2 protein-coding genes and 1 pseudogene are annotated in these 14,688 nt (G+C 72.7%); 1 reads left to right on the top strand and 2 read right to left on the bottom strand.

What is annotated here, in order from left to right:
• Positions 1–365: 365 nt before the first annotated feature.
• Together ACW4TU_RS43425 and ACW4TU_RS43420 are read right to left on the bottom strand one after the other, a co-directional pair.
• Positions 366–6,884, bottom strand: a pseudogene (locus ACW4TU_RS43425) (type I polyketide synthase); the annotation flags it as partial.
• Between the two features lie 150 nt (positions 6,885–7,034).
• Entirely contained in the window at positions 7,035–13,667 is a 6,633-nt protein-coding gene (locus ACW4TU_RS43420) for a beta-ketoacyl synthase N-terminal-like domain-containing protein (protein WP_457422792.1), read from the bottom strand.
• A 246-nt stretch (positions 13,668–13,913) separates the two neighbouring features.
• Here ACW4TU_RS43420 and ACW4TU_RS43415 point away from each other — a divergent pair, with 246 nt between their 5' ends.
• A complete protein-coding gene (locus ACW4TU_RS43415; protein WP_457422790.1) occupies positions 13,914–14,687 on the top strand; it encodes a thioesterase II family protein in 774 nt (257 codons plus the stop codon).
• The last annotated feature ends 1 nt before the right edge of the window (position 14,688 follow it).

The raw sequence follows: 14,688 nt of genomic DNA, 5'->3' as shown, positions 1-14,688 counted from the left end.
CCAATCACATCCCGCCTTGTTCCGGTAGTTCTGCGGGTTCTGCGGGTTCTTCGGGATCACCTCAGATAGGCCGCAGACAACGTCCGACCCCCCTTGGAGCAACGCGATTCGTTCACAACCGTCGTGAACGTCCCGGCGCCAGGGGCCCGTTCCAGTTAATGGACCGCCCTATACCGCATCCTCCACGATCCACCTTCCTCCGGCGAAACGACCCCCACAAGTCACCTTGTTGGAGCTCGTAAGCGGCACCTCGCGAACAACATAGCCAACGGATCACCGCCACGGAAGGGAGCATTCCGTGACCAGATGGTCATGACAAGTTGAAATCTTTTTGCCCTTCAACAGGCCAACCGACTATGCATCAGCTATTTCCACTCCGTGGAAAGACTTTTGGCCATTTCCACCAGCTCTGCGGCGTCCATCTCACCGATCTCACTATGCTGTGCGCCCACTGCGTCCACCGGGGCCTGCGCGCTCACACCCCCCGCGAGAGCCAGCAGTTGGTCCAGCAGACCGTTCTCGCGCAGTCTGGCCAGCGGAACGGAAAGGATCAGGCTGCGGATCTCCGCCTCTCGCCCACCGCCCTCCGCGGCTCCGTCGGTCCCGTCGGTGGTCGGTACGAGAACCGTGCCCACATGCTCGGCAAGCGCGTCCAGCCGCGGATGGTCGAAGACCAATGTGGCGGGAAACCGCAGTCCGGTCGCGGTGTTCAACCGGTTGCGCAGTTCGACCGCGGTCAGTGAGTCGAACCCCATCTCACGGAACGACCGTTCCGTGTCGACCAGTCCCGGGGCCGTGTGTCCGAGTACGGCCGCGACCTGGCTGCGGACCAGGCCGATCAGCACGGACCTGCGCCGGTCCGCGGGCAGTCCGGCCAGACGCCGGCGCAGCACAGTTCCTGGTTCATGCGTCTCCTGGGCGGCCCGGCGCCGGGTACGAGGGGCGACCGGTCCCAGAAGGCCGTGCAGGACGGGAGGCAGTGGTTCGCGCGCGTGCAGGGCCCGCAGCGCCGGGAGTTCGAACGGCGCCGCCACCACCGCGGGGCCGCCCACTCTGCCGAGCAGCGCCGCGTCGAGGAGTTCGAGCGCCTCGCCGGTCGGCAGAGCCCGGAATCCGCCGGCTCGCAAGCGCCGGTGGTCGGTGGCCCCAAGACCGGCCGTCAGAGCACTGGTCTCCTCCCACAGCCCCCACCCGACGGACATCGCGGGCAGGCCCAGCGCCCGGCGCCGGTGGGCGAAGGCGTCAAGGTAGGCGTTGGCAGCCGCGTAGTTGGCCTGCCCCGGCGAGCCGAGCGTCGCGGCGGCCGACGAGAAGAGCAGGAACTGCCGCACGTGCGGATGGAGTTCGGTGAGCCGGTGCAGGTTCACTACGCCGTGCGCCTTGGGCCGGAGTACGGCGGTGAGCCGGTCCTGGGTCAGGGAGCCGATCGCGCCGTCGTCGGTGGTTCCCGCGCAGTGGACGACGCCGGCCAGCCGTCGGCCCAGGGCTGTGACGGCCTTGTGCAGCCGGGCCGGCGCATCGGGGTTTCCGATGTCGCCGGCCACGACCTCGACGTCGGCGCCCGCGGTGGCGAGTTCGACGCACAGCGCACGGGCCCCGGCTGATTCCGGGCCGGTGCGGGACAGGAGGATCAGGTGGCGGGCGCCGTGGCGCTCCACGAGGTGGCGGGCCACGAGGGCGCCCAGGGTGCCGGTGCCACCGGTGATGAGCACGGTCTCGCCCGGTGCGAATCCCGCGGGTGGCAGGGTGAGGACGGCCTTGCCGACGAGTGTCGCCCGGGCGAGCGCCCGGAACGCCTCCGGGGCGTGATGGATGTCCCAGGTGGTCGCCGGGGGCGGGGTGAGCTCGCCGTCGGCGAACAGGGTGCCCAGCTCTCCCAGGATCTCCTGGATCCGCTCCGGACCGGGGTCGGCCAGATCGAACGGCCGGTAGGCGACGCCGGGATGGTCAACGGCGAGCCGATCGGGGTCCCGCAGGTCGGTCTTGCCCATCTCGACGAATCGGCCGCCGCGCGCCGTCAGCCGCAGCGAGGCGTCGGTGAACTCACCGGCCAGACAGTTCAGTACGACGTCCATGCCGCGACCGCCGGTGCCGTCGAGGAAGGCGTCGTGGAAGTCCAGGGTGCGCGAGTCCGCGATGTGCGCGTCATCCAGACCGGCCGCCCTCAGAGCCGCCCACTTGGGCCGGGACGCGGTCGCGAACACCTCCGCGCCCAGTCTGCGGGCGAGTTGTACCGCGGCGGAGCCGACACCGCCCGCTCCGGCATGGATCAGGACCCGCTGTCCCGCGCGCAGTCCACCGAGGTCGGTCAGGCCGTGGTAGGCGGTCAGGAAGGCGACGGTGGCCGACGCGCCCTGGACGTCGGTCCAGTCGTCGGGAACCGGTGCGAGCAGCCGGGCGTCGGCCACCGAGCGGGGCGCGAAGGGGGTGTCGAACGTACCCATGACCCGGTCGCCGGGCACGGGCCACTCGACACCCGGCCCCACTTCGGTGACCACCCCGCATCCCTCGCTGCCGAGTTGGGCCCGGTCCGGGTACATGCCGAGCGCGATGAGGGTGTCGCGGAAGTTGAGTCCGGCGGCCCGTACGGCGACACGCACCTGGCCGGCGGCGAGTACGCCGGTGGTCCCGGCGTCGGGGACGAGCGCGAGGTTGCCGAACGATCCGGGCTCGGTCACATCGAGCCGCCACCGGTCACAGCCGGCCGGTTCGGCCAGCACATCGGGTCCTGCGACGGCCCTGCCGAGCCGTCGGCCGTACACCTTGCCGTGGCGCACCGCGACTTCGGGTTCCGCGGCGGCGAGTGCCAGGTCGAGCACAGCCGGATCGAGCACACCCGGGGCCGGGGGCTGCGACGCGTCGTCGGCCACGACGTCGACAAGGACCAGTCGCCCCGGGTCCTCGGCCTGGGCCGAGCGCAGCAGACCGACCAGCGCGGCATGGGCCGTCCCGGTGGCATCGGCCGGGGTGCCGGGCACAGGCGCGGCGCCCCTGGTGACGATTACCAGCGGCACGTCCGCGAGCCGGGTACCGCCCGCCCAGTCCCGCACCAGTTCCAGTCCCCAGAGCACGGCTCGCTCGGCGGCTTCGGCCGAGGTGCCGTCGTTGTCCGCGAGGACGGGACAGCAGGCGACGGCGGCGCCGGGAACCGGGTTGCCCGCGCCGAGCCACGCGTCCAGTTCGGCGGGGGTGCCGAAGCCGGGCCGGTCACCGGCGGTCTCCGGGCCGAGCCACACATAGGTGCCGGGGAGCGGGGTGGGGACCGGCAGCTCGGGCCAGTCGACGCGCAGCAGTGCGTCCGGGGCCGCGGCGCTCGGCGGGGCCAACTGGTCGGCGGACACCGGCCGGAGGACGAGTTGCTCGACGGCGAGGACGGGCGAGCCGATGGCGTCCACCGCGTGCAGGGACAGCCCTCCGTCACCGGTCGTGGAGAGACGGACCCGAAGCGAGGTCGCGCCGGTCGCATAGGCCGTGACACCGGACCAGGAGAACGGCAGCCGTACGCCTCCGTCCTGTGTACCCGGCAGCAGCCCGGCACCGTGCAGAGCCGCGTCCAGCAGCGCGGGATGCGCCATGAAGCCGTCGCTGCGGGCTCCGTCGGCGGCATCCGTCTCGACCTCGGTGAACACCTCGTCCCCGCGCCGCCACGCGGCACGCAGCCCACGGAAGGCGGGGCCGTACCCGAATCCGGCGGCTGCCATCTTCTCGTAGGCGCCGTCCAGTTCGACCGGTTCGGCGCCGACCGGCGGCCACGCCCCCAGGTCGAACTCCGGCTGCGGGGCGCCGCCGAGCACGGCGGTGCCGTGGCGCGTCCACTCCGCCTCGTCCGGCTCTTCCGCCCGGGAGAAGAAGCGTACGGTCCGCCGGCCCTGCTCGTCGGCGTCGTCCACCACGACCTGGAGACGCACGGGTGCGGTGTCGGACAGCAACAGGGGTGACTCCAGGACGAGTTCGTCGACCCGGGGAGTCCCCAGCCGCTCCCCCACCCACAGGGCCAGCTCCACGAACGCGGTGCCCGGCAACAGTGGGGTGCCGAACACCGCATGGTCGGCGGTCCAGGGCTGGCCCTTCAGCGACAGCCGGCCGGTGAACACCGTACGGTCGCCGTCGGCCAGCTCCACGGCGGCACCGAGCAGCGGATGTTCGGCACGGCCGAGCCCGGCGAGGACCGCGTCACCGAGCCTCGCTCCGGGCATCTCCGTCCAGTAGCGCTGGTGTTGGAAGGCATACGTCGGCAGGTCCACACGCCTCGCGTCGCTCCCCGCGAACCACTCCGCCCAGTCGACCGGCACCCCGTGCACATACGCCTCACCCAACGACAACAACAACCGCTCCAGACCACCCTCCCCCCGCCGCAACGTCCCCGTGACCACAACCTCCCGACCCACCGCCTCCGCCGTCTCCTGCACCGCCGCCACCAACACCGGATGCGGACTCACCTCGACGAACACCCGATACCCCGCCTCCACGAGACCCGTGACGGTGTCTTCGAGACGCACCGTGGAACGAAGGTTGCGATACCAGTACCCGGCATCCAGACCAGCCGTGTCCAACCGCTCCCCGCTCACCGTCGAATAGAACGGCACATGAGCGGTGGCGGGCGACACCTCACCCAGCACAGCGTGGAGTTCCTCCCGGATACCCTCCACCTGAACAGAGTGCGAGGCATAGTCCACCTCGACCCGCCTCGCACGCGCCCCCAGGCCGGTCGCCTCCGCGATCACCTCATCCAGATCCACCGGCGCACCAGCCACCACGACCGAGGAAGGCCCGTTCACCGCCGCCACCTCAACCCGGCCCTCCAACACCGCAGCCAGAGCCCGCACATCGGCGACGGGCAACTGGACGGACGCCATCCCGCCTTTGCCCGACAGAGCGAGAATCGCCCGCGACCGCAGCGCCACCACCCGGGCACCGTCCTCCAACGACAACGCACCCGCCACCACAGCAGCCGCGATCTCACCCTGCGAGTGGCCCACGACGGCCGCCGGCACCACACCGAACGACCGCCACACCTCCGCCAGTGACACCATCACCGCCCACAACACCGGCTGAACCACATCCACCCGGCCCAACTCGGCCTCATCACCCAGGACATCGGGCAGCGACCAGTCCACAAACCCCGACAACGCCTCCCCACACTCCGCCATCCGCGCCGCGAACACCGGCGAGGAACCCAGCAGTTCCACCGCCATCCCCACCCACTGCGACCCCTGACCCGGAAACACGAACACCACGCCACCATCACCCGCACGACCCCGCACCACACCCGCGTCCGGCCGCCCCTCCGCCAACGCCGACACACCCCGCAACAAGCCCCCACGCCCACCACCAACCACCACCGCCCGATGCCCCAACACCGCCCGCGACGACGCCAAGGAGTAGCCGATGTCGCGCAGGGGGACGTCCGGGTGCCGGGTGAGATGGGTGAGGAGCTTCGCCGCCTGAGCGGGCAGGGCTGTCGCGTCGCGTGCCGAGAGAACCCAGGGAACCGGGCCTTGGTCATCGCCTCTGGTCGGGGAGTCGTCGTCGCCCTGCTCCAGAATGATGTGGGCGTTGGTCCCGCTGATCCCGAACGACGACACACCCGCACGCCGCGGACGCCCCGACTCCGGCCACACCCGCTCCTCCCGCAACAACTCCACCGCGCCCGCGGCCCAGTCGACCTGCCGTGTGGGTTCGTCCACGTGCAGTGTCCGCGGCAGGACGCCGTGCCGAAGTGCCATCACCGTCTTGATCACACCGCCCACGCCCGCCGCGGCGACCGTGTGGCCGATGTTGGACTTGATGGAGCCGACCCACAACGGGCTCTCGGGCGGCCTCCCCTGGCCGTATGTCGCCAGCAGGGCCTGCGCCTCGATCGGATCACCCAACCGGGTCCCCGTACCGTGCGCCTCCACCGCGTCCACATCAGCGGCGGTCAGCCCCGCGCTCGCCAACGCTTCCCGGATCACCCGCTGTTGGGACGGACCGTTGGGAGCCGTCATTCCGTTGGAGGCGCCGTCCTGGTTCACGGCGGAGGCGCGGACGAGGGCCAGTACGGGATGTCCGTTGCGACGGGCGTCCGAGAGCCGCTCCACCATCAGCACGCCGACGCCCTCGCCCCAGCCGGTGCCGTCGGCCGCGTCCGCGAACGCCTTGCACCGGCCGTCGGAGGCCAGCCCGCCCTGGCGGGCGAACTCGGGGAAGATGCCCGGGGTCGACATCACCGTCACCCCGCCCGCGAGTGCGAGGTCACACTCTCCGGACCGCAGCGCCTGCACGGCGAGATGGAGGGTGACCAGAGAGGAGGAGCAGGCGGTGTCGACGGTCAGCGCCGGGCCCTCCAGGCCCAGGGTGTACGCCACCCGGCCGGACATGACACTGCTGGTCATGCCGGTGAGGGACGGGCTCTCCTCGGAGTCGTGGCCCATGGCGAGCAGCCCGACGAAATCCTCCGATCCGCCGCCGAAGAAGACGCCGGTGCGGCTGCCGCGCAACGACAACGGATCCACACCCGCCCGCTCCACCGCCTCCCACGACACCTCAAGCAACAACCGCTGCTGCGGATCCATCGCCAACGCCTCACGCGGCGAGATACCGAAGAACTCCGCGTCGAACCCGGCGGCGTCACGGAGGAACCCGCCTTCCAGGGTGGCCGAGGAGCCGATGCCACCGGCCTCCTCGTACAGTTCCTCGATCGGCCAGCCCCGGTCCTCGGGAAATCCGGAGATGGCGTCCACCCCGTCGGCCACCATGCGCCACAGGTCTTCGGGGGATTCGACCCCGCCGGGGAAGCGGCACGCCATGCCGGTGACGGCGATCGGCTCGCGGGCCCGCTCCTCCGTCTCCCGCAGCCGCTCACGCAGTTCGCGGGCGTCGGCGATGGCGCGCCTGAGGTAGTCGCGGAGTTTGCTCTCCATGGCCGTACCGGGCGTGGCGGATGTGCTCGACATGCGTGCGTCACTTCCTCGGGGGGTCGTACCGGGTCTCCGGCCGGCTGGGAAGGCCGGGGCGAGGGAGCCGGTCAGGAAGGCCGGGGTGGAAAGCAGGGGTCAGGAAGGACGGAATCCGTCGTCGACCATGGCGAAGAGGTCGTCGTCGGTGGCCCGTGCGAGATCGTCGACGGTGTCCGCGTCCTGCGGCGTGCGCCAGGTGTCCAGCAGCGACCGCAGCCGGTCGTCGAGGTGTCGGCGGTCGGGGTCGTCCGCGGGGACGTCGGCGAGCGAGCGGGCCAGTCCGTCGACGATGGCCAGGGCATCCTGGGCCGGTGAGGTCTCGGGCGGGGCGAGTTCCGTGCGCAACAGCGCCGCCACCGCCTGGGGTGTGGGGTGGTCGAAGACGAGGGTGGCGGGCAGCCGCAGACCGGTGGCGGCGCCGAGGCCATTGCGCAGTTCCACGGCGGTGAGGGAGTCGAAGCCCAGTTCACGGAAGGTGCGTTGGGCGCCGAGGGAGTCCGCCGAGCCGTGCCCGAGGACGGTCGCGGTGTGGCTGTGTACGAGGTCCAGCAGCAGGCGGTCGCGTTCCGTGTCGGTGAGTCCGGCCAGCCGTTCGGCGAGGCCGGGGGTGCCGGAGCCGCCCGGGGTGGCCGGGGCGGCGCGGCGCAGGACGGGCGCCTGTACCAGGCCCCGGAAGACGGGCGCGAGGGTGCCTGCCTCGGCCTGCTTGCGCAGCACGCCGGTGTCCAGGGCGATGGGTGCCACGGCGTGGGTGTCCGCGCCGATGGCCGTGTCGAACAGGGCGAGCCCTTGTTCCGGGCTCAGGGCGAGCAGTCCGGAGCGGGCCATCCGGCGCTGGTCGGTGTCACTGAGCCCGGCTGTCATGCCGCCGGACTGTTCCCAGGCTCCCCAGAGCAGTGAGGTGCCCGCGAGGCCGCCGGCCCTGCGGTGGGCGGCGAGGGCGTCCAAGTAGGTGTTGGCGGCGGCGTAGTTGGCCTGGCCGGGGTTTCCGGTGAAGCCGGAGGCGGAGGAGAAGAGGACGAACAGGGCGGGGTCGTGGCCGAGTTCGCGGGTGAGCGCGTCCAGGTGGGCGGCGCTGTCGGTCTTGGGCCGTAGAACGCTGTGCAGTTGGTCGTCGGTGAGGCCTGCCGCCAGCCCGTCGTCGAGGACTCCCGCAGCGTGCACGATCACGGTCGGCGGCCGGTCGAGCCCGGCGAGTACGGCGCGCAGGGCGTCGCGGTCCGCGGTGTCGCAGGCTACGGTGTCGACGCCGACGGCGCCCGACGCCCGCAGGTCGGCGGCGAGTTCGGTGGCTCCCGGCGCTGCGGGTCCACGTCGGCCGAGGAGCAGCAGATGCCGGGCCCCGTACCGGGTGACGAGGTGCCGGGCGACGAGTCCGCCGAGGTTGCCGCCGGCGCCGGTGACGACGAAGGTGGCTTCGGGGTCGGGGCGCCGGGGGACGCTGAGAACCGCCTTGCCGATCAGTTTGGCCTGGCTGAGCGCACGGAAGGCGTCACGGGCCTGTCGTACGTCCCAGACGGTGGGCGGCGGCGGAGTAAGGGCCCCCCGGTCGAAGAGGTCGAGGAGCGCGGTGAGCATTTCGCGCATCCGGTCGGGCGAGGCCTCCTGGAGGTCGTACGCCTGGTAGGTGACGCCGGGCCGGTCGGCGGCGACGGCGGCCGGGTCGCGGATGTCGGTCTTGCCCATCTCCAGGAAGTGCCCGCCACGGGGCAGCAGTCGTAGGCCCGCGTCGACGAACTCCCCAGCCAGGCAGTCCAGTACGACGTCCATGCCCTGTCCGCCGGTGGTCCCGAGGAAGTGGTCCGCGAAGTCGAGGGTGCGGGAGTCGGCGGTGTGACCGTCGTCGAGTCCGGCTTCGCGCAGCACGTGCCGTTTGGCAGTGCTGGCGGTGGCGTAGACCTCGGCGCCGAGGTGCTGGGCGAGTTGGACGGCGGCGGTGCCGACCCCGCCCGCGCCGGCGTGCACGAGCACCTTCTGTCCGGGACGTACTCCGGCGAGGTCCACCAGGCCGTAGTAGGCGGTGAGATAGGCGATGGGTACGGCGGCGGCCTGCTCGAAGCTCCAGCCGTCGGGCATCGGCGCCAGCCAGCGGTGGTCGGTGACGGCGACCGGGCCGAAGGCGGCGGGCGCGAGCCCGAGTACCCGGTCCCCGGCCCGCAGACCGCTCACGTCCGGCCCCACGGCACTCACCACACCGGCGAGTTCGCCGCCGAGGCCGCGCAGGCCGGGCACCAGGCCGAGGGCGACGACGACGTCGCGGAAGTTCACTCCGGCGGCGCGTACGTCGACCCGCACCTGGCCGCCTCCGAGCGGTTCGGTGAGGCTGTCGGGGGCCGGTACGAGCGCCAGGTCGTCGATGGTTCCGCTCTCCCCGACCCGGTCCAGTACCCATGGGGCGGGCCCCGGCGGCGGAAGCAGCGAGGGGTGGCCGGCCAGAGGTGTCAGGCGGGGCGCGTGGGCGGTGCCGGAGCGCAGTGCCAGCCGGGGTTCGGGGCCCGCCACAGCCGCCGGGAGGGCGGCGGCGGACCGGTCGTCGCCGTCCCAGTCCAGCACGGTGATGCGGTCGGGGTTCTCGTGCGCGGCGGAGCCGAGGAGCCCCCACACGGCGGCGGCGACCGGATCCGGGAGCGCGTCCCCGTCGGTGACCTGGACGGCTCCGCGCAGCAGGACGACCAGCCGGGCGGCGGCGAAGGTGCCGTCGGCGAGCCAGCGCCGTACGGTACCGAGTGCCCGTTCGGTGGCGGCGTGCACCTCGGCCACCGCGGCGGGGTCACCCGGTTCGGCTCCTTGCGGCAGGGCTGCGTCCAGGTGTACGACGACGAAGTCGGTGTCCGTGGCGTCGGCTGCGGCCGGATCGGACCGGCGCGCGGCTCCTGGGAGGGCGGGCAGCGACTGGGGGTCTCCGGCCAGGACCCAGCGTTCCGGGGCGTCGGCGGGCCCGGCCGACAGGGGAACCACCTCCCAGCCAGGCAGGTGAAGACCGTCGGCGGGACCTGTGTCGGCGCCGGTGGTGGCGGGTAGCACCGCAGGGGCGGCGCGGACGGTCAGTGAGCGGATGGTGGCCACCGGCGTGCCGGTGGGGTCGGCGAGGGTGAGGGCGAGGCTGTCGGGTCCGGTAGGGGTGAGCCGGACGCGGAGTGCGGTGGCGCCGGTGGCGCGGAGGGTCACCCCGTCCCAGACGAAGGGCAGCCGGCCCTCGCCGGGCGCGGCGGAGAAGGGGCCGCCCGCGAAGACGGCGGCGTGGAGGGCCGCGTCGGCGAGCGCGGGGTGCAGAGCGAAGGCCGCACCGTCGGCCACGACCGTCTCCGGGAGGGCGACCTCGGCGTACACGTCGTCGCCGTGCCGCCATGCCCGGCGGACGCCTTGGAAGGCGGGGCCGTAGGAGAAGCCCGCGGTCGCGAACTCGTCGTACAGGGAGCCCGTTTCGAGCGGTGTGGCGTCCGTCGGCGGCCACGGTCCCGGTTCCGGCAGGTCTGCGGCCGGTTCGCCGCCGAGGACTCCGTCGGCGTGCGCGGTCCACCCGTCGTCGGCGTCCGCGGTCTCCGGCTGGGAGGCGACGGCGACGGTCCGCCGGCCGTCCGCGTCGGGCTCACCGACGACCACCTGGATCCGTACGCCGCCCGTGCCGGGCAGGACCAGCGGGGCCCGCAGGACGAGTTCGCCGATCGTCAGTGTGGTGCGGTCCGCGGTGCCGAGCCGGGCGGCGGCGTGCAGGGCGAGTTCCACGAAGGCCGTGCCCGGGACGAGGACGGTGCCGCCGACCGCGTGGTCGGCCAGCCAGGGATGGGTGTCGATCCCGAGGCGCCCGGTGAGCAGCAGTGTCCCGGTGCCGGCCACCGTGACCGCCGCCGCCAGCAGCGGGTGCCCGGCGGCGGGCAGTCCGGCCGCCCCCGTGGCCGCCGCGCCCGGCTTGGGGCGCAGCCAGTAGCGCCGTCGCTGGAAGGCGTACGTCGGCAGCGGTACCGGCCGTGTGTCCCGGTCGGCGTAGAAGGCCTCCCAGTCCACCCGGACGCCATGGGTGTGCAGGCGTCCGAGGGCGGTGACCAGTGCCCTCGGTTCGGGCTGGTCACGGCGCTGTGCGGCCACCCGGAGCGGATCGGCGGGTGTCGCGGCGCCGTCCGGGCCACCGGCCGAACCGCTGTCGGCCATCGCGGTGAGGGCCGCGTCCGGTCCCAGTTCGAGCAGGACGGTGACACCCGCCTCTCGCAGGGTGGCGGTCACGTCGTGGAATCGGACGGTGTCGCGGACCTGGCGGGCCCAGTAGTCGGGTGAGGCCCACTGGTCGTCGGACTGGACGGCGCCGGTCACGCTGGAGACGAGCGGAATGGCCGGCGGGTGGAACTCCAGTTTCCGTACGACGTCTCGGAAATCGTCCAGCATGGGGTCCATCAGCGGCGAGTGGAAGGCGTGCGAGACCCGCAGGTTCCGGGTGCGCCGGCCCAGAGCGGCGAAGTGCGCCGCGACCGACGCGACCGCTGCCGCGGTGCCCGAGGCGACGACGGACCTCTCTCCGTTGACCGCGGCCAGGGCGACGGCGTCCTCCTGCCCTGCGAGCAGCGGGGTCACCTCCTCCTCGGCGGCCTCCAGGGCGACCATCGCACCGCCGGCCGGCAGCGCCTGCATCAGCCGGCCGCGGGCGGCCACCAGCGCACAGGCGTCCGGGAGTGTCAGCATGCCGGAGACATGAGCGGCGGCGAGTTCGCCGATCGAGTGGCCCGCGAGGTGTCGGGGCCGCACGCCCCAGCTCTCGACCAGCCGGAACAGCGCGACCTCCATCGCGAAGGTCGCCGCCTGGGTGTACCGGGTCTCGTCCAGCAGCGCGGCGGCGGCGGAGCCTGGTGCGGCCGACAGCAGCTCGCGCAGCGGCTGGTCGAGGTGTCCGTCGAGTTCCGCGCACACGGCGTCCAGGGCTCGCGCGAAGACGGGAAACGCCGCGTACAACTCCTCCCCCATGCCGGGGCGTTGAGCCCCCTGGCCGGTGAACAGGAAGGCGCAGACCTGGTCCCCCGCCGGGCCGGTCAACAGTCCCGGCGCGGGCTCGGCCGAGGCAAGTGCCTTGAGGGCGCTCGCCAGTTCGTCGTGGTCGGCCGCGACGACCACGGCCCGCTGTTCCAGGGCGGCACGGCTGGTGGCGGTGGCTCGGCCGAGGTCCGTCAGGCGGGGCGTGTCGGGCCCGGTGATGTGGTCGTGCAGCCGGGCCGCCTGCTCGCGCAGCGCGTCGTCGTCGCGGGCGGAGAGGAGAACCGGCACGGCCGGCAGCGGCACGGACTGCACGGCCGGCGTGTCCTCGGTGGACGGTCGCCCGGCCGGACCGGGCTCTGCGGTCTCCTCGAACTCCCCTTCCGCCGGAGCCTGTTCGAGGATCACGTGGGCGTTGGTGCCGCTCACTCCGAACGACGAGACAGCGGCCCGGCGGGGCCTGCCGAGGTCGGGCCAGTCGCGGGGCTCGGCGAGCAGTCGCACCGCCCCCGTGTCCCAGTCCACCTCGGGTGTCGCTTCGTCGACGTGGAGGGTACGGGGCAGCCGCCCGTGGCGTATCGCCATCACCATCTTGATGACACCGGCCGCTCCGGCGGCGGCCTGGGTGTGGGCCAGGTTGGACTTGACCGAGCCCAGCCACAGCGGCACGCCGTCGGTCCGCTCCTTGCCGTAGGTGGCCAGCAGTGCCTGTGCCTCGACGGGATCACCGAGCCTGGTGCCGGTGCCATGGGCCTCGACCGCGTCCACGTCGGCCGCGGTCAGCCGGGCGTTGGCCAGCGCCCGCCGGATGACCCGTTGCTGGGAGGGGCCGTTGGGCGCGGTCAGGCCGTTGCTCGCGCCGTCCTGGTTCACGGCGGTGCCCCGGATCACGGCGAGCACCTGATGTCCGTGGCGCCGGGCGTCCGAGAGCCGCTCCACGACCAGCAGGGCCGCGCCCTCGCCCCAGCCGGTGCCGTCGGCGGCGCCCGCGAAGGACTTGCACCGGCCGTCGGCCGCCAGCCCGCCCTGCCGGGAGTTCTCGACGAACGTGGACGGGGTGGCCATGACCGTGACCCCGCCGGCCAGTGCCAGATCGCACTCGCCCGCCCGCAGCGCCTGCGCCGCGAGGTGGAGCGTCACGAGGGAGGACGAACAGGCGGTGTCCACGGTGACCGCCGGGCCCTCGAAGCCGAAGGCGTAGGCGACACGGCCGGACACCACACTGCCCGCGACACCGGTGCTGAGGAAGCCCTGGACCTCGTCGGGCATGGTCGACAGCTCGCCCGCGTAGTCGTGGTACATGAGCCCGGCGTAGACGCCGGTGGGGCTGCCGGTCAGCGTGCCGGGGTCGATCCCGGCGTGCTCCAGCGCCTCCCACGCCACTTCCAGCAGCAGTCGCTGCTGGGGGTCCATGGCGAGTGCCTCGCGCGGGGAGATTCCGAAGAAGCCCGCGTCGAAGTCGGCGGCGTCGTGCAGGAACGCGCCCTCGCGGGCGTGGCTGGTGCCCAACTGGTCCGGATCGGGGGCGAACAGGGCGTCGAAGTCCCAGCCCCGGTCGTCGGGCATGGCGCCCACGGCGTCCCGGTCCTCGTCCACCAGCCGCCACAGATCGTCGGGCCCGGTGACTCCGCCGGGGAAGCGGCAGCCGATGCCGACGACGGCGACGGGTTCGCTGCCCGCGTCCTCCAGCTGTTTGAGCCGTCTGTGGGCCTTGCGCAGATCGCTCGTCATACGGCGGATGTAGTCGACGAGCCGTGCTTCGTCCGTCACTGAAACCCCCGGGGGTCGGAGCCGTGCGGATACCGCCAGGGAACGGCGTCAACCGCCTGGGGAGGCGTGCCAAGCAGCCCTGGGTACTGAGGACTTCAAGTAGACGAGGTTCCCGCCGCGTCGCGACACCCCTGACCTGGACCCGTGCTCATAGGGGTTGGTTCAGGGGCCCACCGGGGCCCTGACGGCACCCGCCTGCTGTTAGCTTCCGGAAACAGTCGGCCCTCGACAGACCCGGAGACTGATGTGACCGCGCACCGTGGCGACGCGGATCTGTGGATCCGCCGCTACCACCCCGCCCAGCACAGCGAGGTACGCCTGCTGTGCCTCCCGCACGCCGGAGGTTCGGCCAGTTTCTACTTTCCGGTCTCGCAGGCCCTCGCACCGCACGTCGAGGTCCTCGCGGTGCAGTATCCGGGGCGCCAGGACCGGCGGCTGGAACCGTGTGTCGAGAGCATCCCCGAACTGGCCGACCACCTGCTGCCGTTGCTCCTCGACGAGTGGACCGACCGGCCGCTGGCCCTGTTCGGGCACAGCATGGGCGCGTCCCTGGCCTTCGAGCTGGCAGGTCTGTTGGAGCAGCGGGCCGGGGTGGTGCCGGTGATGCTGTTCGCGTCCGGCAGGCGGGCGCCGTCCCGGTTCCGGGTGGAGGAGGACGTGCACGGGCGCGGTGACGAGGCCCTGCTCGCCGAGATCAAGCGGCTGGCCGGCACCGACAGCCGGATCCTGGGCGACGACGAGGTGCTGCGCATGGTGCTGCCCGCGATCCGCAGCGACTACCGGGCTGCCGAGCTGTACCGCCCGCAGCGGGTGCACCAGGTGAGCTGCCCGGTGACGGCCCTGGTGGGCGATACGGACCCGAAGGCCCCGCTGGACGACGTGCGGGCCTGGCAGGAGCACACCACCGGCGGTTTCGCCATGGAGGTGTACCCCGGCGGCCACTTCTACCTCACCGAGCAGGCGCCCCGGCTGATCCGGCGGATCGCGGACACCCTGAGCGGTGCGGCGGCGGACCACTGAC

Source organism: Streptomyces kryoterrae (assembly GCF_054072135.1).
This window is presented reverse-complemented; position numbering and strand designations above follow the sequence as displayed.